Source organism: Neisseria sp. HMSC061H08 (assembly GCF_001836795.1).
Taxonomy (GTDB): Bacteria; Pseudomonadota; Gammaproteobacteria; order Burkholderiales; family Neisseriaceae; genus Neisseria; species Neisseria subflava_A.
Genome location: NZ_KV830581.1, coordinates 1 through 20,958 on the forward strand (window position 1 = coordinate 1; position 20,958 = coordinate 20,958).

The following is a 20,958-nucleotide window of genomic DNA, read 5'->3' on the forward strand; positions in this document are numbered from 1 at the left end:
TCCGGGGAGGATTAAGGGGGTATTTGGGTAGAATCAGTGGATATTTGAAACAAAAACAGCCGAAAATCTTTATTTAGGTTTCGGCTGTTGGGGGAAGAGGAATTTTGCAAAGGTCTCAGGTAATAAATTAGCAACCGAGCTTGCAGTACATGAATCGTCAATGAACCTGTTACTTCCGAGACCACTCCCCTATTTACAATATTAAAGCAGTACTGTTCAGCTAATAGATAACTACCTTCCTTATCTGACTAGACAGAATACTTTTGATAAATCTGATTGCACTCACTCACTACTTTGTCAAAATCAATATCTTCAGGTTCTGAAGCATACAGTTCCCGGCGTAAGGCGACCAAACGACTTTGTTCAGGTGTACGGCCTTCGCTTCGTGGTGTTTTTCGCGCAATCATGGCCAAAACTGAAGCTACACGTTCAATCAAAGCGTCTTTCTGCATTAAAGTAGCCATTTTTATTCCTTTTCTGAAATTAGGGATTGTTTATGTTGTCGCATTACCAGTTTCACTAGGGATACGCTACACCCGGCCAACTTGGCTGTTTCTTGAAGGGTATGATGTGAGCGCAGGCTGATAATCAATTTATGTTTTTGAGTATCTGCCTGACGACCTTTGAATCGCCCTTGTTTTTTTGCTTCAGCAATTCCGGCTGCTTGGCGTTTCTTACGTTGTTCGTAGTCATCTCTAGCCATTTGTAGGGCAATTTTAAGCAGCATGGTTTGTATGCTATCTAAGACGATTTTGGCAATATCGGAGTCAGTCTGTATTTGACTCAGGTCGATAATGCCGGGAATAGAGAGAAATGCTCCTTTTTCACGGATACGGTTTACCAGCTTTTCTGCTTCAGCCAGTGGCAGACGAGTGATACGGTCAATATGCTCGGCGATAATCACGTCGCCTTCTTGCAAATCGGCAATCAATTTATTCAATACAGGTCGGTCGGCACGAACGCCCGAAGCCTTTTCCTTATAAACCCCCGCAATGTAGTAACCTTCTGCCTTAGCTTTCTCAATTAAGGCGTTTTGCCGCTCAAGATTTTGTTCTTCAGTGCTGACACGTTGGTAGATTCTTGCTGCTTTCATGTTCAGCCTCAATAGTCGATACCAAAAATACAATTTTGGTATAAATAAGTAGCAACGTCAGTATTATCTCCGGAACTGTAGAAATCTGAAAGTTTTGTGTTGAACTCGGGCATTTGCAGTTCAGAAATTTCCAAAATACCACAGCCTTTTTCGATCAACATTGCATTGGCAAACAGCGTGGCCGTTCGTTTGTTACCGTCCCAAAAGATTTGCTGACGCATAAAGGCCAACATGGAGCGGATAGCCGTTTCAGTGGTTGAATTACTTCTGTTTTCAATTTGTCCCAACAGGTTCTGTACGTCAACTTCCGACATTGCGGGCGGTGTGTGTCGAGACCCATCAACCAGGGTAACGCCGACTGTACCAGTACGGAAATCTCCGGGAGCCAATGAGTCTTCCTGGGCAACAATACTGTTGATTTTTTTTAGTAGTGGTATATCAACGGGAAGGCCGTCTGAAATATGGCGCATTACATATTGGTAAGCACGTTTCAGATTTAAGATAGTCTGAATATCACCCAATGATGCCGAAGCAACATTTTGCCCATTGATAATCTGTTCTGTCTGCAACAAAGTTGTCTGACAGTTTTCAAACCGGCTTAGATTGTGGATTTGGGCAACCAATACCTTTTTGGCCAAAAAGATATTTTCTTTCAGGCTGAGATTATATTTATCTGGAAACACTGTTGCTCCTTATACGAACAAAGGTGGTTAATTTGGGTATGCTCTAATTATCTATGAAATAAATGCTTTTGAGTTTGGCTAATTTAAAATAATCAGGACTTAAATTATCCATAACCAAATTATCTATTCTATTTGTCTAGTAGGCAAACTGATTTACACAGCCTGACAAAATATAAAAACAAAAGCCTGGCTACCGTACAGACATCTGCACGGCAGCCAGGCTTTTGTTTTACTAGTTTAACTAATAGGTTCGTTAGTATAGATATAACTTATGTAAAATGCTTATATTAAAGAACCTATGCTAAATAAAGTATCAGCAAGTCTCAAATTTCTCAAACTTGCTTTATTTGAAAAATTTACAACCATGTCTTTAGACTATTAAAGGGGTTTTAAAAACTCTTTTCTAAAAAAAGAAAACCCTAATATCATTTATCTGTTTAATACCATCTGAACTGCTTTAGCCAGAAAACCTGAACGTGTTTCATGATGAGCTTCAACATATGCATCAACTCGTTGAAGTAAATATTCAGGCCAACTTACATTGAAACGAACTTGTTTCAGACTGATTTTGTTCAAGTCAATATCAACCAAGGCCCATAAAGCATCTGTATAGTCTTCAGAAGTGCGCAAATCTTCAATTTTACTGGGATTTAAGGATTCAAAGTTACCATCTTCTAATAGCCCTTCAATATGAAATTGCAATGCCTCTTGAGTATTGATTAATGCTTCTTCAAAAGTATTACCATATGAGAAGCATCCGGGTACGTCAGGTACGGATACACCAAATACTGACCCTTCATCTTTATGGATAGCTACTGGGATAAACATAACTGAAGCCTTTAAAATAAGTTTTATACAATGTAATTTAGTTAGAATAATTCCGGATACGTGAGATTATCCGGTAAGTTAAAGTAGTAAAGAATAAAATTATAGATTGCAGCGGAAAATATCCGCTGCAATCTGCTACTTCAATCCCGCTTGCTTAAAGATACTACTAACAGTCTTTATTGGCAGATCCTTTTCAGGATGAGGAACAGTAACCCTGCCGGATATTGCGGGATGCTTATATTGCCTATGGCTTCCTCGCTGCCGAACAAAATACCATCCATGGGATAGAAGCAACTCAATGACTTGACAACTTGTCATGTTTTGTTCCTTACTACATTAAATTAAAAATTGAACCAGCCACCAATCATGCCTGATAACGATGCAATCAACACACGCCTGATTGTGTGTAATAATACACAAGAAATAGGGCATTTGTAAAGTTTTTTTGTGTACAGATACACACTACGATTAATTATTAGATAATTCTATCGTCTAGCAATCTAAACGCAAAAGCCCGGCGGCCGTACAGATATCTGTACGGCCGCCGGGCTTTTGCATTGCTTGTTTAACGAGTAGGTTCGTTATCTTGTTCTATACCTGTTTGTTTGGAGATATGCGGTTCTTGTTGTACTTGCGGGCTGACTTTTTGATCGTATTCCCGTTGAGCTTTAGTGCTTAGAGGTTGTCCAATCATATCCTTAGCCAATCTACTGATAAGCCTGGCTTCATTTTTGTGTCCCATCTTATACAGTTCTTTGGCTATAAGACCGTATTCGGCCAATATGTAACCGCGTGTCTGCATGACCTTCTGAATGTAGGGATGTGTCGGACGTTCCAAGTTTTTTATTGCTTGGTTTAATTCTTCCAGCCGTTGCTTTTCGATACGAGGGGTTGCACCACGTTCTTTCATGGCTCGCACTATGCCATTTTCAGCTTTGAGGATTTTTCCCCGGTGTTGCCGTTTAGTAGCCGCACACTCTACACCTTCCTCCCGGAGTTTTTCAGCAAAACGGACGCGCCATTCAAAAAGATCATTTTTACGCGGATTAAGCCGCTGCCCGTAGGTATCCCTCATCAATACACACAAATGTACATGGGGATGCTCGGGTTCGCCTTCTTTTTCGAATTCGTGGTGTAAAGCGAAGAGATATTGATGGTCGGCAAACTGTTCGGCGGCAAAATTTCGGGCAGCATTCAATACTGCCTGCGGAGGTGTTCCGGCAGGCATGGATAGAACGATATTGAGTGCTTCCCGGTGTTTGCCTCTTTCGGGGATATTGAGTTTCTGCCAATCTTCTAGTTGCGATTTGACGGCTTTTTTACCGTTTAATTTTTCACCGGAGTGATTTTCGACAGTAATTTTACCGTTGCGTGAAATGTAGTCCAAATGGTTGCGTATGCCCTGCATACCATTGGAGTTTCGACTTAGCCTTTTAGGGATTTTAACCATGACTTCGGGGTGTTTTTTAGCCGCCGCCGTCAGGTTGGCCAATCCGCTACCTGATTTGAGAGGTACTCTGGATTTTGCCCGGTGATTGGATTTTGAGATGGGGATGCTGGAATCTTTTGCACGGACGGAGCGGGTTTTGAAACCCAAAAACCAATCGTCTATTTTACGGTACAGGGACATAGCTTTACTCCTATTCGGACAGGCGTTTGCGGTTGGTTCGTAATACGTCACTTACCCTTTGGGTATGTTGCCTGATGAATTGTGATAGGGCATTTATCTGTTCGGATGTAAGCGAAACACCTTCGCCCATATTGAGCTGTCGGGCAATTTGGTTCAGATTGCGACCGATACTGACAAGCTGATAATTAGATTGATGCAAGATTTCGACTTCGGTCGTTGAGAGCATGGGATGTTTACGAACATGTGATTGGACTATATCGCGCACAATATCGTTGACACTGCATTTATGCTGTTCAGCGGCTGCTTCAAGGTAAGCCCGGTCTTTTTCCGGCAGGCGAACGGTAATACGTTTACTGCCTTTCGGTGGAGGAAGACTGACCAGGGCAGGTTCTTCCGGTACCTCCAACCTGGCTTTCAAAAGTTTTTTGGCCAACAAGGAAACACTTGCTTTACCGTATTCTTTTTCAGCCAACTTACGCAATGCTTCCAGTTCGGATTCGTCTAATCCAAAGACACGGAGGACTTGACGTTTGTCATTGTCGGTAGTTTTATTCACTCATCCATCCTTTATAAAAAGAAAAACCCGACAGGTACAAACCTGTCGGGTTTTCAAATGTTCTTTATGCAGCTATCTCCCATAAAACATTTCCTGTTGTGCGGGGGATTGTTCAAGTTCGTTTTTGACGCTCATATGCTCATACTGACTTTGGTAAAAATGAAAACGTACTTGCGCCTGTGTATGCTCCGGTAAGCCTTTAATTAACTTTTCTATGCCTTCTTCTAAGTGGCGATATTTTTTCTGATCATTGGCACTAATTTCCGAAAATCTGTCTTCGTAACGTTCTTTTGCCGCCTGTACGCGTTTTTCCAAAGTCTGATTGCCTGGTTCTACAAATTTCTCATTTTCAGACGGCCTTGTTGTATTTGTAGCCTGGTCAATGGATTGATTCTGCTCCCGATCTATTTCTATCTGCTTTTCAAAAGAAAAAATAAATTCTTTGATTTTTGCCGCGTCTTGAGAGGCTTTCAGAATTTCCATAGGTTCTTCCGTCAATACCTTTACCCAATCGCCAACATATCCGGCGTGTCTGTCAGGATTATGCGGTAATCCCAGCTCACGACTCATCATCATCGAAGAAATTTCGGCACGAAGTTCTTCCCGGGCATAAGATGAATCACCGAAGCGACCGCCCATATCTCGATTAAGCCGGTCGGCATGCCCTGTCCAATGCCCAAGTTCATGCAGAGCAACAGCGTAATATTCTCCCTGCCCAAAAAAACGTTCTTTAGGGGGCAGTACTATAAAATCCCGGGTTCGGTTGTAATACGCATCATTGCCTCGATGATGGATAACCGCGCCCGAAGCCTTGAGAAGTTTTTCTGCACGGTCGTGGTCAATCCATACAGGCGGTGCCTTTTCCCATGCCGGTAAACCATCTATCTGTTCGGCATTAAAAACGGTAAAACTTTTGAAATAAGGGTTCTCCAACTGGATTCTTTCTTTAACGGGTTCTCCATTTTCGTCTCGAATAATTTTTCCTTTTTCATCTTTTTGGATCTTCTCGGTATGGGTAATCAGCCTTACTAACCCAGTTCCACGCTCCCCTTTTCGGACTTGTGCGTTCACACTCTGAGCCTGTTTGTAAGTCATCCAGCGCGGATCACTGTAACCTTGAATCATCAAATTTAGACGGTTCATACCGCTATATTCAGTACCTGATACGGGGTTGAAAGGAAAATCTCTACCCATATCAGGCTGCCAGGGCAATTGAAATGGAGCTGTACCCTGCTTAAGTCGCTCGATCAGTTCTTTGGCGATTTTTTCTGCATATTCTTCTTGATGGCTTTTTTTGCGCTCAGTCATTCTTTTTCTCCTCCAAACAGAAAAAAGCCCTGCCATTTCCGGCAGGGCTTACTGTTTATTTCCAAATACTTAAATCTAAAAGCCGTTTGGCCTCCGGTGGAGACTCCGGGTTATCCAAATAAGCTTTCATGGCTTCATAAGACTGGCAGGCGGTCAGATAAGCCTCCTGTTCTTCATGACTTAGATTGAAAAATACCTCTTGCTCTTCAGAAGTGAGTAGGGTATTCCAATCTTCCTGCAAAATATCGGCATACTCTTCCATCTTTCCTCCTTATCTTGTAATTTCCGGATCCTGCCCTCTTTCAGGACTGTATTGTTCCCGGCCTTTTGCCGTCTGCTGTTGCTCTTGTGTCGGACTTGGAATCTGAATCGGATCGGGCAATTTCAGCTTCGTTCCGTGCATATTTTGGGCGGTATGCTCGTAGTAGTTTCTCAAGGCTTTTGTGCGTACATCACCTTCCAGCCCGCGTATTGAATCCATCACACCGCGTTCATACATTGCCAGTTTCTTTTGATTGGGCTTACTCAACTTTTGTGCTTTTTGCATATAATGATCTTTCGCCGCAACAAAGCCTGTATTCAACGCAGCCGCCTTCATATCATCAGTCTGATGCACGACTTCGGCGGGAACTTCTTCCCGACCAATGGAATGAACCGGTACGTCAATATCGGTATCAGCTCGAGGAGAAGCATTGATTGTTCTGTCGGAAGGCAGTGTGCTTTGCGCTTTCAGTCGATCAGCGGCAGACAGCATGGCAGCATCAGGCTGGGTATGAATGCGCTCTTCACGTTCACCCTCGGGTTTAAGCTGTTCCTGCTCCTGTGTAGGCTTCCCCGTTTCGCTTTGAGAGTTACTCTGTTCTGTTCGTTTATGAGGCTCTTGTCTTGGCTGTTCCTTCTCTACTTCCGGGTGTCGTCTTTCCTGCTCACGCACCATCTCCGGCTCACGCACCATCTCCGGTGTAATGCCGTTTTGCGCGTAACGTTCCCGCAACGCTTCCACTCGCTGCAAATCAGCGGCAGTCGGATTATAGCCACTGGTACGGATACCCTGGGCGGCGGCTTCAATAAACATTGCCTGACGGAAATCTTTACTGCCCGACAACTTGATGCTGTCCCAACCTTTGGCTTTGACAACTTCCAACATATCCTTGACTGTTTGCGGATCAGAAAGGGCTGTTTTTAACTGCTTGCCTTGATCTTCAAACAGCACTGTTTTGTGGTCTGAAACGGAATAGAATTTGCCGCCTACGCTGTGGTAACGCGTTTTGATGTTGTCAGGGATACGATATTGCAAGTCTAAAACGACCTTGCGGGCGTTTGGTTCAGTTTCAGACGGCCTATCGCACTTTGGGGCGGTAAATTCCGATTCGGAGCGGGTAGAAGTCTGTCCTTTTTTGTTCTTTTCCTGAATAAACTCATCTTTTAGGGGTGCTTCCCATCCTTGCTCCATTTTATAAAACGTTACGCGTTGTCCATCATGTGTTATACCTTCATAGAATTTAAGCGTACCTTCTTTATCCAAGTCTTGTTGAATTTCTTCGGGTGTTTTGCGTAGATACATGATGTCGGTTGTTGCATCATGCAACTCGTAATGTTTAAAGTCAGACTCACGGTAAACCGTTTCATTGACTGTTTGGGTTCGACCCTCGTATTCAATACTGTTGGTTGTATTAGAAGAGGTCGTCTGAATGTTGTCTTTGTTTTCAGGATTCATGGGGTTCTCCAAGTTTTCAGGTTCAGTACGGCTATTGTTGGCTTTCTCAGCCCTTTCGCTCCATTCTTCCAATTCGTCGGCGATTGCCTGTTCTTGGCTGTTGTCGGGGTTCAAGACGAGATTGACACCTTCTGCAAAGGACTGGCGAACGGCTTCGAGTCCAGCCAGTTTGTGTAGGTCGTTGAAGTCGCTCGGTAAAGGGGGACGCCCTTTTTCATCAACGCCTTTGCCTTTCTGATATTGCTGTATCAGTGTCATAGAAAACTCTGGTTGGATTGCCATGGCGCGGTCGCCTAACAAGGCGGCTGCCTGCCGTGCTTTTTTGATACCGGTTTGCGAAGCATCGTTATCGACCGCAATCACAACAGGGACGTTTTGAGGCAGTTTTTGTGCCAAACGTTCGGCAACGGTAACCATGTTGCCTGCATCAAAAGCAATGATGACGGGCTTGCCCGTGGCTTCGTAGATGCTTGCCGCCGTAGCATAACCTTCCGCCATGACGACACCGACTTTTTCCACATCCTCAGACTTACCGATAAAGGCATATGCTCCCTGAACCTGACCGCCTGCCAAGAAGCGTTTGCCACCATCTTGGTTGATGGATTGCAGATTGACGATTTCATTTTCGTACAGAACGGGGATAATCAGATTGTCGTTGTCCTTATATTCGTTTTGACGCAGACCGGCGATGGCATCCGGGTTGGTAATACCTTTGGCAGCAAGATAGGGATGGCTCAACGAAGCGGGGCGGCTACTATTCCAAATCTTTTGTGCCGTGCCTTTCACCCTCTGTTGCGTCTGCTGCCGCTCCTGTTCCGCCGCCTGCCGCCTTGCCTCAAATTCCGCTTTGCGCCGCGCCTGTTCTTCCACGCTTGGTGGCGTGTAGGGCTTGGCAGGCTGCCAACCGTTCTGCCGCGCCAGCTTCCACACCGTTCCGATACTGAAGCTGCCCGGTTTAAGGCTTTTCCACGTTGATTTGGCGGCACGGTTGTCATAGTTGTCAGCGCGTTGTGACCATTCGTCCCAAAGGTCGTAACCGTTTTCGCCCAGCTCGTCTTTAACGGCCGCGCCAACCTGCCACCAAGTATCGCGATCATGTGAGTCGATATAACTCAAGGCACTGCGGATGTCGTCAATGTCGCTCATATTTCCACTTCCTTATAGAAAAAATAAAAAATAAGGCGGTCTGCATTTCACAGACCGCTTCTCTTATGCTCCGGCTTGGACGTTATCACCTATGAACTGCTTGATAAATGGCAGTGAGTCTTCACCCCAATTTTCCAAAAGTACAGGCATCAGTTCATTGATATATCCCGGCGGGCTATCCGGCGGAATAATCGAGGCTAGGATTGCACCGGCGATTTCTTCTGAGTTTGAAGCATCCTTCCAATGAAAACTGTCCATCTCATCAGGAGACACGAATGTTGCTTTAGACACAGTGATGGGTGATCTAACGTCGGTATGAATATCCAAAACTGGGATCTCCGGCAATGCCCAATTTGCCCGTTTGGCGAATACGGGGTCGGTGTAGTATACGATTTTCTTGGCATAGATCGGACGGCTGTTACCCAAGCTGATGATACAGTCGCTTTTCGGCATCATCTTTAACTCGTCCGGATTCATCACTGCTCGGCGTTGATCACTGGTACTTGTGCTTCGACTTCCTCCTTTCCCTATTGAGCGTGATGTGGATTTGGCTTTGTAAGTCTCGTAACCGATAAGTTTGCTGTATTCCTCGGCATCATTCTGTTCACGCGGTGGATAAACAATTTGGCACCCAAAATTGGTGAAAAATGTGCGTGTTGCATCACGTCCATATAGATTAGTTACCTGAGATGGAGTTTGTATAATCAGCAGAAGACGCAGACCGTAACCGGCGATATACGAGACACCGTGCTGAATGGCTGGAATTACACCCAAGGCGGTAAATTCGTCCATCAATAGGCAACATTGGTATTTCAGCACATCGGAATTGTTGGACGGCAAACCCTGCTCGACGTTTACTGTAATCAGTTGGCTGAAAAACAGGTTCGTCAGCCGGGAAAATACGGCTGTTTCAGTCGGAACAACACCGATATAAACCGTCATCCGTTTTTTGCGTACTTCATCCAAGTAAAAATCGTCGCCACTTGTTGCCGCTTCGACTACCGGGTCAATGAAAATGCCCAAAGGCGCAATCAGTGTCGCCAAAATGTCCGCGCCTGTTTTGGCGTTACCATTGGCAAAGCCCATCAACAAACTACGGCAGTTTTGGCTCAACTGAGTATGTGGCTGTTGTTCGCGCAATGTCATTTCATCTTTAATCCACTCTGCCAACGTCCTACCATCCGATGGTGTCGTCAAACGGAACAGGTTGGCCAACGTGGTTTTGTTTTCAGGTAAAGATAGGTCACGCTCCGATTCCGTCTCAACCATGTAGAGCAATAGACCGGCAAACAGGTTTTGTGCTGATTCCTGGAAAAAGGTCGCACTGCCGTTATCTTTAGACGGCTTTGGGTACATGATGGAAGCAATGTTTTTCACATCTTTGTAGGTATAGGCGGGATTTCTGCGGATATAGGTACAAGGATTCCAACGGTGTGAAACCAAAGGCGCGTTCGGATTGCGTTCGTGTTCCGGCATACGTCCGCCCGGGTTAAACAAAAATACTTCCTGCCCATGTGCTGCACGGTAGCCGCCGGTAATCAGGAAGTTTTCCAGTTTCGGATCAAATACGACCATGCTGTCACGGTAATGCAGGCAGTTCGGAATGACCATGCCGACACCTTTACCGGAACGGGTCCGCGCAGCCAAATATAAAAATTCGTTACCTGACCAACGCAAATAATCGTTACCATATTTCCCAATCAGTAAATCCGGTTCCTCATCTCCCGTAAATTTCTTTTTCAAAAGACCATGCTTTGTGATTTCCATACGATTGGCAAAGCGCGCCGATCCATGCAGTTCACGTTTTGGTTTCATCAGCATTGCTGCACAAATTATCACGGCAACTACAATTGGAATCAGAAGAGCAATAAAGACTGATACTTCAAAGGCCGTCTGAGCGCCAGGTCTCAACCGGTCGTAGTATTTCCAATAGTGGTACAACATGCTAACGGATGGCTCGCTTTTTAAATTCAACCGTGCCGTCATTACGATACTACCTAGGTACATGCCACCAGCAAAACTTATTGGAACAAAAATGCCCAGCATGGCCAAAAGCCCAATTAACTTGTTTTTCATTCTCTAATGCCCCATAAAAAAATATAGCCCGCTTAAAGCGGGCATACGATTACAGCTTGAACTCAAAAACTTACAGATATTCCAAACCGGACACAGTTTCGTTTTGGTTTTTTGTATGAATAATCTGTATTTCTCCAGCCATAATCTCATACACAGTCTTCTCAACACCGTGATGTTCGTAACGGCGTGATTGCAACTTACCTGCAACCCACAAACAATCACCTTTCTTCATGTAGCGACAAACTGTTTCTGCCTGTTTGCCGTACAACACAACATTAAACCATTCGATTCGTTCACGTTGCTCGTTACTGGCTTTATCACGCCATTTTTCTGTATAAGCGAGTGAAATACTGCTTACAGGCGTTTGATTGGGCAGATAACGCAATTCTGGGTCTTTTCCCAAATTACCCATTACTTCAATACGGTTTAGGTATGGCATATTTCTTCCTTAAACTCGGCCACGCATGGCATAAAATTTTTCAACCGGGTCAAAATACAGTTCGGTCATATGAGTCTTTTCAAAATAGGCAACAACATCAATACTGGATTTAACCGAGTTGAGGATATAGTCGTAATCCATTGTCCGGCCGGTTGCCGATTCTTTCGCCAATTGGGCGATACGATAATGAACACTCCGTGCATCATTGGCATGGACGGACATTAGGCCGCCCGGGTGGCCTGTATTTAAGAGCGAGATATAATCCCAAGCCTCGTCGCCACGCAGCTCAGTCAGGAAAACCCGGTCGGGTTTTAAACGCATACAGGCAGCAATCAACATTTTTGCCGTGATATGGCCTTTGTAAAAGAGATGGGCATGATTAAGGTGCATGGGCAAGTCAAGCTCATGCGTGTCTTCCAGCGTAATAATACGGGTTTCTGACGGTACCAAATCGGACAGGGCTTTAGTGAACGTCGTCTTACCGGAGCCGGTACCACCGACCATACAGATATTGAGTTTGTGTTTAATGGCCAAAGCAAAAAAGGCGTTCATATTACGGTTTGCCTTGTGATCCAACATCTCATATTGCCAAGGTGCAAGTTGTACGTCATGTGGTAACTTCATCTTGTCAGAAATATCCCGAAAATATTTGTTGTCTATTTCCATTTCGCCAAGATTAAGGTCGGCTGAAGCTCCAAAGGCAGATACATCTTGAAAACGGGAAACACGATCCGTCTATATGTAATCATCCAATGTAAAACGTGTCTGCGACGGTTTGCGGAAAGCATAGACGATAGTTTTGTCTTCACAGGACGGCGGTATCATGATGTGGCCGCGTTCACCGTCAGGCAGAGTAACGGAGTGGATAGGTTGCTCCATACTGATGTGTTTGCTGTTATAGGTACATAACGCGGTAGCAAGCTGAGTCAAAATCGGCAGTGTCAGCCGGTCGTCTTCAATCCGCTCAAAACCGGCCGAGGTTTCCAAAAAAACTTCGCGTTCCCGGTTAATCAGTACTTCGGTTACGCCTTCTCGGTTGAGATAATCGTCCAAACCTGTTTTGGCCATCAAGTTGCGGACAACCGCATCTGAATGGATAGATGCCTGCCCGTGAAAAGTTGTCGGGTTTTGTGTCATTTGGAATTAGGCTTTCATAAAAAAACCTGCCCCCGGAGGGGCAGGCCGTCTGAATCAGTATCCGTAAGGATTAACCAACTCATATACTTTGCTGAAATCAACATCCCGGGCAACCATGATGTTAATCAGTGAGCCCTGATTAATCGTTCCGGTTGGCGGAATATTGATACTGTTTTTCAAGGCTTCGGTTGCCATCTGTTGCGCGGCCTCGCTCGTATTTTCATACGAGATGTGATTATTATTGCCCGAAGTTCGATTTTGGCGATTACCAACAGCATCACCAATATCACCAATCAAGCTAATCATAATAGAACCGCCGAAACGTTTCCAAAAATGGTATTTAACATAAGCAGCATGACCACTTTCACCCAAAGCCCCTGCACCTGGACTCGCTAGTGGCACTTTTACGCCAGTCGGCGTTTCCAGCTCATTCCATAACACGAAGACTCGTGCTTGTCCTTGCAACAAGGCGGAAGTTTGTTCACCGATGATTTTACTGCCACGTTCGATCAGAAGGGTTTGTCCATTAGCGGAATATACATCTTTCGATACGATACACCGGGTAAATCCAGGCTGGGTTGTTACGATCTTGGTATCCAATCCGCAAGGGATATTCGTTCCTTTGGCCAGCAGATATGTTAAATCTCCACGTTGTTGTGCTTGGGCTGAAGCCGTTACAGTCGCATTCAGTCGTGAACCAAAACTGCCCCCACCTCCCTGTGTAGCACCACCTCCATCCTCACCCCCAAAGAAACTTGGAGAGCTACCTGTATTCAGTTGTGCGCTACTTTCAGATGAAGTGCTGCCCAAGTCAGAGATACTACTATCGAACTTAACTAAAACATTACCACTCATTTTGCGGTCTTTAGGGGTTTGAGAAGGCGTAGTTTCAGATGGTGTGGCTTGAACAGTGCTATCGTAGGGTACTTGCTCCACCGGTTGAACAGTGGGTTGAACTGCACCCGTTTGGACTTGTGAAGCCACTTCCGGTTGAGGCTCGGAAGCACCCTCATCCGGAGCGGGATCTGAAGCGGCTTGTTGATCCATCAGAGCAATTTCCGCTTTATCCTGGGCAAAGTTTTTACTCCCTGTTACTTCAGGAGCAGAAGCAATCTTTGGTTGAGAATCTTCCGCTTCTTCATCCCCACCCGTCATCCCGATCAGTCCCGATACGATGACACCTACCGCAAGAATGCCTACTCCTGCTAAAGCGACCTTACGCATATTATTAGGTGTAGCAGTATTTAGATTCAGTGGTATGCCGGGTTCGATTTTATCGTTCTGAACAGATTGGGATAGGGCTTCAGGCTTTGTAAAATCACCGTTTTCTACGGTATTAGGCTTAGTTTTTCGTTTGAATTTGTCGAAGAATTTCATCTGCCTTCCTTCTCTCTACTAATACGGACAAAATCATGATTGCCGGTGCCGGTTCGATTAAACGTGCCTTGTTCATCGAAGCTACGATTTTCCAAACCAAGCACAGATTTTCCGAGGCGCAAAACAAAATGTTTTGCAGTTTCATGGATTACCACGGTATCGCCCTCCACATGGCTGTTAAGCAACATTTCTGTACCGTCAGCCATAACTTTGTAAATCAGTGGCAGTTCTCGACCGTTATCAAAGCTGAAATAAGTAAAGCGGCCATTATCGTAGGCCGCTGTCGGTGCTAGTGCTTTATTGCCCTTACCCCAATAGTTGTAATTGTACTGAACACTGGATCGATGCCTTGTTCCTTTGATTTTTTCCAAAGCCTTAGCCTGTTTCTGAGCTTCGGCACGCGCTTTATATTCCGCAGTATCAGGATAGACAAATCGAAGTAAATAAGTCGGCTTTTGAACATATTTGCCATTTTTCTTGCCGGTCAGCGACAAATCGAAGGCATATGTTCGTTTTTTGTTAGTTGTAATCAACATATTTGTGGCTGGAGCGGAAGCAACCGGCTTCATATAGAGATTGTTACCTCGAACTGCCAAATTCCAGGCTTCTGTATCACCCATACCCAAGCCGCTTGTATCACCAGTCAGCAATTCACCATCTTCAAGTTGGATTAAAACAGCTTCTCCAATACGAGCATGAACATGAATAACATCATCGGGATTGTACACAACGGTTTGGATGCGGCCGTCTTTAGCCGACCCTTTGGGAACAGATACCGCTCCGGATACAGCAGGTAAAAGTCCCATCAGCAGTAATGCTGTCAGTTTCATTTTTACATTCATCGTTAACCCTTTCTGTTATGGCGCAGTTTCCGGATCGACGCGATAACTTTTGACAATAAAGCCCAATGGATTGATACGGCGGGCTTCCTCACTCATAGGCTGGTTCGCATATTCGTAGCCGATAGTTGCGATCATGTTTTGAACAGGAATTTCCTGATTTAAATCTCCCGAAATCGGTACCATACGTTTTTCAAAACGGACTTGCGCTGTACTACCAATAAAAGTCACGGCTTTTACTTTGGCGACTACCTTGTATTGGTTTTTTAATACCTTATGCGGAGCTTGCGGATTGTCGTTATAGATTTTTGAAAATGCTGCCTGAATCTCAGGGGAACTCATCAACATAACCGCATCGTAGTTATCCTGAATTGTTACCCAGTCATAGCTTTCACGAAGTTGGACGTAACGTGTCAACCAGTGTTTATCCATAACTTCGCCGTAGGATTGTTCCTGATTTTTCATCATCGTTACGATTTCCGTTTGCCCGGTGTTGTTATCGACCTTGATTACATAAGGCCGTGTCTCTTTTAAAGGTGTCAGACCTGCTACTGCTCCAACTGCCAAGCCTGTGATCAAGAGACACGCACCACTGATGCGCCATGCAATTTTTGCTGATTTATGAACACGCACAATTTCTGCGCTTTCAAAACCTTTTGCAGCATTAATAAACTCAATAGCCATTTTGTTATTGCTGGCTTTTTGTGAATTGTCAGGCATCATTTATCCTCTTGCTTGAATAGTTGAATTAATCGGAAAAGGCGTACCGTGAGGTTGAGGAGGCTTTTTTCCGGAACATGCACAAAGTGCGATAGAAAGGGAGAGAAGAAGGATGGTTTTCACGGGGATTTCCTTGATTTATGAATCGATAAGCCCAAAAAAAAACACCCCGATTGGGGTGTTCTTCTCAGATAGATTAATAGGTTGTTGCGTGATATTGCGTTTTTTGAATATTGAAACGATTATCATCGGTTAGAGAAAGAGTTGTACGAAAGTTGTCAATTTTGACTTTCTCTTTAGGAGGTATGTGGATGTCGGTTGATACTGCCGACACATAATATCCCTGTTTGTCATAAATAGGAACGGATACATTAACCACAATCAGACGATTGGTTTTGTTTAAAGCCTCACCAGTAAAGGTTATATCTGCCTGTGGAATCGCCCCCTTATAACTGCCACCTCTTTGGACAACAAGCATTTTCAAGTTTTTTAATTCGTATTGAGCTGTCGATTTACTGCCTAAAGACAAAGTGTCTTTAGCTTGCCCTGCTCCCGAACCGGCCATACCTGAATTAATGCCCGCCAAAGTACCGTTGATGGCGCTGAGGCCGTCAGTCAGTTCAGCACAGGCACTCAAGCCCAAACTCAGGGCTGTTATAGCAGCAAATTTAGTAATCTTGCGATAATCCATATTTAAACCCTTAGAGTATTAATCATCAAAACGAACCGGTACTGGTCGGTCAAGCAGTTTAAAAAATAATCCAAAAATCGATAAACCGATACATAGCCCGGCTAATCTGGCCAAAGAACTTTCCATCAAGTTGCCGAACATACCGATAAACATCAATGTACCCACAGAAAGCAACAACATCCACCAAAGCATTTTAGTTACGAAGGTCATGATCATATTCTCCTAAAATTGGATTATTTCGGTTTGACTTTCCCGCCACCGGGAAGTTTCACACCTTTTGCCCATCTTGCCACAGACATAACGGTTCGACTGAAACCGTTTACAGATGCCCCACCCGTTAAAGCGGAAGAAATCGAAGGAATACTCCAGGCAACCAAAATAAAAATTGTTGTTGATAGGAAAAAGAGCGGAATCAAGCCGACTACCTGAGCAACTGATCCGATCTCTCCAACTACTGCTCTTTCTAATTGGTTCTTGAAAAAATCATTCTGCAATGCACCTAGAATAACGTAAAACACTACTGTAACTGAGTAATTAAGGATTTGTCCTATCCAATTCATGCCCCACTGCCGTGTTGCAGGAAACAACATTGAACCTATAAACATAGGTCCGATGACGATTACCATCGCCAATGATAGTTTGGCAATTAGGTAATAAGCAAATGTAATGAGAAAGAACAAATAAGCCAATATAACAGCAACCGTACCACCAATATAAAGCATCAGCTTATCTGATACTTGTAGCATATCCAAAGAAGAGGCATACGCAAAAATATTCTCCATCATCTTTAAGATATTGTTGCTTTGGGTATCCAACGCGCTTGCAGTATAGGTTGAAGTCCCCAACAATCCACTCAGATTTTCAGGCAACATCCACATGATATTGGCGAGTTTCTGATACTGACTGGAATTGAACGCAAAAGCGATAATCAGCAACCAGCCGATCATGCGCTTACCCAAATCCACGACATTTTCATCAAACCCCCGTTTGTAATAGTCAAACGCGATCAACAGGATATAAATCCCAAAGCCGATTTGAAAAACCGGAGCAATACCGCTGATCATGTTGTTTGATTTTTGGAACAGATTAGTTCCCATACCGTTTAGTAGAAAGTTGGCGAGTTCGGAAAAATAAGAAGTTGTTTCCATAATTTGCCCTATTTTTTTTAGTGCTGCATTCGCTTACTCCCGAATGCAGCACGATAAAGCTACTACTGATTGCAGACCGCATAGTTGCGATCACGGATATGACGTGCCATACATTCTTCACGGGAAGCATACTGGCGCTGTTCGATTTCTTGTTGTCGTTTATACAACCGATCGAGCATATCCAGCTTGGTTTGATTGTTGGCGATTTTTGCCTGTTCCACAGAAATACGGTTTTGCAGGTCAGTAGCGGCTTTGATGTCTTGTGTATTGTTGACTTCGTCCATCAAGCGCGACAGAGATTTAAGTTGTGTCTCCATCGAGTTAAAGACTTTTTCCATCTCCTTCATGTTATGCACAGCCATTCGTTGCGCCGTTTCAGGGTTATAAGCCTTACTATTAATTACAGACTTATAGTCGATATTTTTTGCGCCTTTATAAATCTCGCTCCACTCGGACGGAATTTGGTCTTTGAGCGTATCCTTCAAAAGATTGCCCATATTGCGCGAACCTGTCATCGCTTTAAACTGTTTAACCTGTTGTTCGTACTGCTGTTTCATTTGTGCGAGTTGCTTAGCCATCTCCATCATCTGCTGAATGAAATTTTGGGCGCGTTGAGCTGCTGCTGCACCATCAACTACCGGAATACCACTAGCTGTAACTGCCAAAGGCATAGCTGCTAAACTCGTAACAAGAAGAGCCATAGCGGATAATTTCTTCAGATTCAATTTCATCATAAGTTCCTTGTTGAAAGCCGCATCAAGCGGCAAAAAAAAAGGCCGTTTGAAATTCAAACAGCCTTCGTTAAATTAAAAGAATATTATGCGGCTCGCGCATTTTTCTTCTCTGCACGGCGTTCTCGCAGGGTTTCAAGAAATGGGCGATACCAAACATCCGGATTTTCACTGCCAACATCTTCCATAATTTGATGCAACAACTCAACGTTATCAGATGAACCTGACAGAAAAGGCATTTCATCATGAAAACCGTACAAATCCAGCATGGCAAATGCCGACTGTTTCGACTGCTTAACCAAGAATGTGCGACTTTCCAGCGAGAGTTTGGAAAGTTCCTCAAACTCTTTTAGCGTCAGGCCACAACGTTCATAGCTGTTTTCAAATTCGGCATCAGGATTCGGCAGAAAGATTTTAGTTGGCGTTTGTTGCACAATCGCCGGGAAAATAGGACAAGAAATCGCATCTTCCGGTGATTGCGACACCAAAATCAACCAGCCGCCGCGTTTACGGTCGGTTTTCAGAATTTTGAGCATGATGTCCTGCAATGCCTCAAAACGTGCCGCATACCAAAATTCTTCAATGATGGAAGCGAGAATGCCGTCTTCTTTAGCAACTTTGTCCATCATGATATTTCTCAGGTGGAACATATACGCTAAAACCGGAGCGGTCGGCGGATAGTCGTCCTTCAGAATATCGGTAAGGTCAAAGCCGACACGGAAGAACTGTTCGGCATCAAACAGGTTCGTTGGGTTGTCCAAGCACCATGCGAACCGTCCGCCTTCACTTTCGCACCATTTGGACAGGCGCATACGCAGTGAGTTGGGATCTGGAACGACAGGAATACTTTGTAACAGATGGCTGAAACGACGGTGTTCGTAATCCATGCTAAACATCGTATCGACAGCGGCCTGAATCTCTTTTTCTTCCGTAGCCGTCAGTTTGCCGTTTTCGTCTGCGCCGCACATACCAACCAAGCTGTACAGGAATTCACGGTTTGCCGGCGTATCGGGCAGTTGAAAAGGGTTTAACCCGGTCGAAACCCCCGCTTCCAACGCAAAATACGAGCCGCCAATGGCACGGATGAATATCTCCATGCCCCGGTCTAAGTCCATCACGAACATATAAGGGTTGAAGCGTTCTGTGAACGCCATCATAGATGTTTGCAAAGTGGTTTTACCCGTACCGGTTGCACCCAACATCAGTGTGTGTCCGGCGATTTTCTCACCAAGGTTGTCCTCCTTCAGATTTGAAAAATGGAAGTTGAAGTCGTAAATCGTTTTGGACGTGGTTTGCAGCGGCATAATTGCCGAACCATCGCCAATCGGATTACCCTGTTTTTTACCGTGCGAGTAGTTGTGTATGCCGAAGGTTGTCGCAAAGTTTGTTGTCGTTTTCGGGTAAGAGCGGGGCTTTTCCTTGCTGCCCGGCACTTGGCTGAAAAACGTCGCCGGAGCGGACAGCCCAGCCTTGGTAAAGCGGTAGCCACCCGCATTCAGGAATGTGGAATAAGCACGCGCACCGTTTGCCGCCGCCTCTTCCGCCGTCTTACCGTACACGACCAACGCCGCATGATAGTCGCCGAACATCAATTCGCCCGAAACGAGTAAACCCTGACCTTGTTCCAACTCTTTCTGCTGCTCCGTTGCCTTGTCGTTGACCGATGTCAGATTGTTCAACTGTTTCTTAATTTCGCCCTGCATATCATACGGATTGATGAACACAAGGCTTTGAGTGAATGTAAACTCACAAGGCAAGCGCAAGATTGATGTCAAGATTTTAGGTTTACTAATCCCAAAGTCTTTCAGATCGAACATTTGTGCAAACTTACGAGTCCCGTTTTGGGAACGAATTTCGCACAAATCCGAGCCAAAATGCAGATTAGCTCCTGGAATAGTCTGATAAGCATCAACGAAAGACAAAGGAATCTCTTCCCGTGTTCCATTAATTAGGCTACCAAAAAACGAGTACACCTCCGAGAAGGCAACACCGTTTTCATTCTTATAGGCAGTCAAAAGATACGGATCGTATGGTTCGAGTGAACGCATCAGAATCTGAATTTGCTCCTCTGCTTCTTTAATACCTGCTTCCAAATAGTCGTTCTTAATCAAAACTGTCAGATGGAATACGTTTTCAAAATAATCCGCTTCCTGAAAGCGTTTCAGATACTTGTCAGCAAACTGCTGACAGAAAGCCGTCTGAAACTTGTACTCACGGTCAAAGACAATCTTTTGGCGTTGCAGCGTTCCCCACACCGCCAAACGGTTGCCCAAGGTTTTGCCCATACCGGCGAGCAGGTTGCGTAACGATACAAACTGCGTGAACAGGTGCTTGTCGTCCACACCGTCAAACGGCAGGCCTTCCATGCGGATAACGAAGGCGAGATGTCCAGTTTTGTAATTAACGATGTTGTTTGTAACGTGTTGGCAGATTTTCGGTAGAAAATCCGACTGTGCCGGTTGCGCTTTCAGAGCATTGCTCAAAAAATCGCTGATAATCACTTTGTTGTCTCCCAAATTTAGTGGCGAGAATGGTGTTCGTGCCGTTGAACAGCCTGGTATTACGGCGGCGCAGGAAGTATTTTGTTTCCAAGCGGTAGATGTTTAAGGCTTGGTCGTCATTGGCACAAATTGTCCGTAAAAAGGCCAAAAACGGCACGGGCAAGAGTAAAAACAATAAAGCCCGCCAGCCGAGGAAATACATCATCGGCAAAGTTACCCCCATACTAATAAAAATACTGGTGGCAACAGCCTCAAGGGGAATGCCGAACATCATTGCCCGACGGTTCAGTCCGTTAAAGGTATGCTGTTCGGTGTGGATATTTTCCTTTTCCATCTGT

23 protein-coding genes are annotated in these 20,958 nt (G+C 44.7%); all 23 read right to left on the reverse strand.

All coding sequences use genetic code 11. The features are described from left to right. Window positions 1-248 precede the first annotated feature (248 nt). Window positions 249-464 (reverse strand): hypothetical protein, encoded by a 216-nt coding sequence (locus HMPREF2675_RS08215; protein ID WP_225905456.1) that lies wholly within the window; start codon window positions 462-464, stop codon window positions 249-251. 2 nt (window positions 465-466) lie between these two features. Continuing rightward, window positions 467-1,093 (reverse strand): recombinase family protein, encoded by a 627-nt coding sequence (locus HMPREF2675_RS08220; RefSeq protein ID WP_070814682.1) that lies wholly within the window; start codon window positions 1,091-1,093, stop codon window positions 467-469. 8 nt (window positions 1,094-1,101) lie between these two features. Beyond that, window positions 1,102-1,776, reverse strand: a complete 675-nt coding sequence (locus tag HMPREF2675_RS08225) for a Fic family protein (protein ID WP_070814683.1) — start codon at window positions 1,774-1,776, stop codon at window positions 1,102-1,104. A gap of 429 nt (window positions 1,777-2,205) precedes the next feature. Further along, on the reverse strand, window positions 2,206-2,604 hold the full coding sequence (locus HMPREF2675_RS08230; protein ID WP_070814684.1) for a type II toxin-antitoxin system HicB family antitoxin: 399 nt from the start codon (window positions 2,602-2,604) through the stop codon (window positions 2,206-2,208). Window positions 2,605-2,739: 135 nt separating this feature from the next. Beyond that, window positions 2,740-2,922, reverse strand: coding sequence for a type II toxin-antitoxin system HicA family toxin (locus HMPREF2675_RS11120; protein ID WP_083323905.1), 183 nt, complete (start codon window positions 2,920-2,922; stop codon window positions 2,740-2,742). A 247-nt stretch (window positions 2,923-3,169) separates the two neighbouring features. Then, a complete protein-coding gene (locus HMPREF2675_RS08235) occupies window positions 3,170-4,234 on the reverse strand; it encodes a relaxase/mobilization nuclease domain-containing protein (protein ID WP_070814685.1) in 1,065 nt (354 codons plus the stop codon). A gap of 10 nt (window positions 4,235-4,244) precedes the next feature. Next, window positions 4,245-4,790 (reverse strand): plasmid mobilization protein, encoded by a 546-nt coding sequence (gene mobC, locus HMPREF2675_RS08240; RefSeq protein ID WP_225905455.1) that lies wholly within the window; start codon window positions 4,788-4,790, stop codon window positions 4,245-4,247. 72 nt (window positions 4,791-4,862) lie between these two features. Beyond that, window positions 4,863-6,098 carry an ArdC family protein gene (locus HMPREF2675_RS08245; RefSeq protein WP_070814686.1) on the reverse strand — a complete coding sequence of 412 codons (1,236 nt, stop codon included), beginning with the start codon at window positions 6,096-6,098 and terminating at the stop codon, window positions 4,863-4,865. 55 nt (window positions 6,099-6,153) lie between these two features. Continuing rightward, complete coding sequence (locus tag HMPREF2675_RS08250) at window positions 6,154-6,360, reverse strand: hypothetical protein (protein WP_070814687.1); 207 nt, start codon at window positions 6,358-6,360, stop codon at window positions 6,154-6,156. A 9-nt stretch (window positions 6,361-6,369) separates the two neighbouring features. Then, window positions 6,370-8,961 (reverse strand): LPD7 domain-containing protein, encoded by a 2,592-nt coding sequence (locus HMPREF2675_RS08255; protein WP_070814688.1) that lies wholly within the window; start codon window positions 8,959-8,961, stop codon window positions 6,370-6,372. A gap of 63 nt (window positions 8,962-9,024) precedes the next feature. Then, a complete protein-coding gene (locus tag HMPREF2675_RS08260; protein WP_070814689.1) occupies window positions 9,025-11,037 on the reverse strand; it encodes a type IV secretory system conjugative DNA transfer family protein in 2,013 nt (670 codons plus the stop codon). 70 nt (window positions 11,038-11,107) lie between these two features. After that, window positions 11,108-11,476: a single-stranded DNA-binding protein gene (gene ssb, locus HMPREF2675_RS08265; protein ID WP_049323733.1), complete on the reverse strand. Its 369-nt coding sequence runs from the start codon at window positions 11,474-11,476 to the stop codon at window positions 11,108-11,110. Window positions 11,477-11,485: 9 nt separating this feature from the next. Next, window positions 11,486-12,028 (reverse strand): ATPase, T2SS/T4P/T4SS family, encoded by a 543-nt coding sequence (locus HMPREF2675_RS11620; protein ID WP_283127815.1) that lies wholly within the window; start codon window positions 12,026-12,028, stop codon window positions 11,486-11,488. A gap of 183 nt (window positions 12,029-12,211) precedes the next feature. After that, complete coding sequence (locus HMPREF2675_RS11625) at window positions 12,212-12,613, reverse strand: P-loop NTPase family protein (protein ID WP_283127816.1); 402 nt, start codon at window positions 12,611-12,613, stop codon at window positions 12,212-12,214. Window positions 12,614-12,667: 54 nt separating this feature from the next. Further along, window positions 12,668-13,990, reverse strand: coding sequence for a type IV secretion system protein VirB10 (virB10, locus tag HMPREF2675_RS08275; RefSeq protein WP_070814690.1), 1,323 nt, complete (start codon window positions 13,988-13,990; stop codon window positions 12,668-12,670). Continuing rightward, complete coding sequence (gene virB9, locus HMPREF2675_RS08280) at window positions 13,987-14,820, reverse strand: P-type conjugative transfer protein VirB9 (protein ID WP_065423771.1); 834 nt, start codon at window positions 14,818-14,820, stop codon at window positions 13,987-13,989. The genes virB10 and virB9 overlap by 4 nt, the downstream gene beginning before the upstream one ends. A gap of 27 nt (window positions 14,821-14,847) precedes the next feature. Then, window positions 14,848-15,552 carry a VirB8 family type IV secretion system protein gene (locus tag HMPREF2675_RS08285; protein ID WP_114139676.1) on the reverse strand — a complete coding sequence of 235 codons (705 nt, stop codon included), beginning with the start codon at window positions 15,550-15,552 and terminating at the stop codon, window positions 14,848-14,850. A 193-nt stretch (window positions 15,553-15,745) separates the two neighbouring features. Beyond that, window positions 15,746-16,240 carry a hypothetical protein gene (locus HMPREF2675_RS08290; RefSeq protein WP_049323729.1) on the reverse strand — a complete coding sequence of 165 codons (495 nt, stop codon included), beginning with the start codon at window positions 16,238-16,240 and terminating at the stop codon, window positions 15,746-15,748. A gap of 18 nt (window positions 16,241-16,258) precedes the next feature. Continuing rightward, on the reverse strand, window positions 16,259-16,450 hold the full coding sequence (locus HMPREF2675_RS08295) for a hypothetical protein (RefSeq protein WP_128582986.1): 192 nt from the start codon (window positions 16,448-16,450) through the stop codon (window positions 16,259-16,261). Between the two features lie 23 nt (window positions 16,451-16,473). After that, window positions 16,474-17,388 carry a TrbL/VirB6 family protein gene (locus tag HMPREF2675_RS08300; RefSeq protein ID WP_049323728.1) on the reverse strand — a complete coding sequence of 305 codons (915 nt, stop codon included), beginning with the start codon at window positions 17,386-17,388 and terminating at the stop codon, window positions 16,474-16,476. Between the two features lie 62 nt (window positions 17,389-17,450). Beyond that, window positions 17,451-18,119, reverse strand: a complete 669-nt coding sequence (locus tag HMPREF2675_RS08305; RefSeq protein ID WP_065425729.1) for a TrbJ/VirB5 family protein — start codon at window positions 18,117-18,119, stop codon at window positions 17,451-17,453. An 86-nt stretch (window positions 18,120-18,205) separates the two neighbouring features. Then, a complete protein-coding gene (locus HMPREF2675_RS08310; protein WP_070814691.1) occupies window positions 18,206-20,620 on the reverse strand; it encodes a VirB4 family type IV secretion/conjugal transfer ATPase in 2,415 nt (804 codons plus the stop codon). Continuing rightward, window positions 20,520-20,954 carry a VirB3 family type IV secretion system protein gene (locus tag HMPREF2675_RS08315; protein ID WP_070814692.1) on the reverse strand — a complete coding sequence of 145 codons (435 nt, stop codon included), beginning with the start codon at window positions 20,952-20,954 and terminating at the stop codon, window positions 20,520-20,522. The genes HMPREF2675_RS08310 and HMPREF2675_RS08315 overlap by 101 nt, the downstream gene beginning before the upstream one ends. Window positions 20,955-20,958 lie beyond the last annotated feature (4 nt).

Bases quoted from the DNA above. Each gene is read 5' to 3' on its own strand.
- HMPREF2675_RS08215 (WP_225905456.1), bottom strand. From the start codon at position 464: ATGGCTACTTTAATGCAGAAAGACGCTTTGATTGAACGTGTAGCTTCA.
- HMPREF2675_RS08220 (WP_070814682.1), bottom strand. From the start codon at position 1,093: ATGAAAGCAGCAAGAATCTACCAACGTGTCAGCACTGAAGAACAAAAT.
- HMPREF2675_RS08230 (WP_070814684.1), bottom strand. From the start codon at position 2,604: ATGTTTATCCCAGTAGCTATCCATAAAGATGAAGGGTCAGTATTTGGT.
- HMPREF2675_RS11120 (WP_083323905.1), bottom strand. From the start codon at position 2,922: ATGACAAGTTGTCAAGTCATTGAGTTGCTTCTATCCCATGGATGGTAT.
- HMPREF2675_RS08235 (WP_070814685.1), bottom strand. From the start codon at position 4,234: ATGTCCCTGTACCGTAAAATAGACGATTGGTTTTTGGGTTTCAAAACC.
- HMPREF2675_RS08245 (WP_070814686.1), bottom strand. From the start codon at position 6,098: ATGACTGAGCGCAAAAAAAGCCATCAAGAAGAATATGCAGAAAAAATC.
- HMPREF2675_RS08250 (WP_070814687.1), bottom strand. From the start codon at position 6,360: ATGGAAGAGTATGCCGATATTTTGCAGGAAGATTGGAATACCCTACTC.
- HMPREF2675_RS08255 (WP_070814688.1), bottom strand. From the start codon at position 8,961: ATGAGCGACATTGACGACATCCGCAGTGCCTTGAGTTATATCGACTCA.
- HMPREF2675_RS08260 (WP_070814689.1), bottom strand. From the start codon at position 11,037: ATGAAAAACAAGTTAATTGGGCTTTTGGCCATGCTGGGCATTTTTGTT.
- ssb (WP_049323733.1), bottom strand. From the start codon at position 11,476: ATGCCATACCTAAACCGTATTGAAGTAATGGGTAATTTGGGAAAAGAC.
- HMPREF2675_RS11620 (WP_283127815.1), bottom strand. From the start codon at position 12,028: ATGAACGCCTTTTTTGCTTTGGCCATTAAACACAAACTCAATATCTGT.
- HMPREF2675_RS11625 (WP_283127816.1), bottom strand. From the start codon at position 12,613: ATGACACAAAACCCGACAACTTTTCACGGGCAGGCATCTATCCATTCA.
- virB10 (WP_070814690.1), bottom strand. From the start codon at position 13,990: ATGAAATTCTTCGACAAATTCAAACGAAAAACTAAGCCTAATACCGTA.
- virB9 (WP_065423771.1), bottom strand. From the start codon at position 14,820: ATGAAACTGACAGCATTACTGCTGATGGGACTTTTACCTGCTGTATCC.
- HMPREF2675_RS08285 (WP_114139676.1), bottom strand. From the start codon at position 15,552: ATGATGCCTGACAATTCACAAAAAGCCAGCAATAACAAAATGGCTATT.
- HMPREF2675_RS08290 (WP_049323729.1), bottom strand. From the start codon at position 16,240: ATGGATTATCGCAAGATTACTAAATTTGCTGCTATAACAGCCCTGAGT.
- HMPREF2675_RS08295 (WP_128582986.1), bottom strand. From the start codon at position 16,450: ATGACCTTCGTAACTAAAATGCTTTGGTGGATGTTGTTGCTTTCTGTG.
- HMPREF2675_RS08300 (WP_049323728.1), bottom strand. From the start codon at position 17,388: ATGGAAACAACTTCTTATTTTTCCGAACTCGCCAACTTTCTACTAAAC.
- HMPREF2675_RS08305 (WP_065425729.1), bottom strand. From the start codon at position 18,119: ATGAAATTGAATCTGAAGAAATTATCCGCTATGGCTCTTCTTGTTACG.
- HMPREF2675_RS08315 (WP_070814692.1), bottom strand. From the start codon at position 20,954: ATGGAAAAGGAAAATATCCACACCGAACAGCATACCTTTAACGGACTG.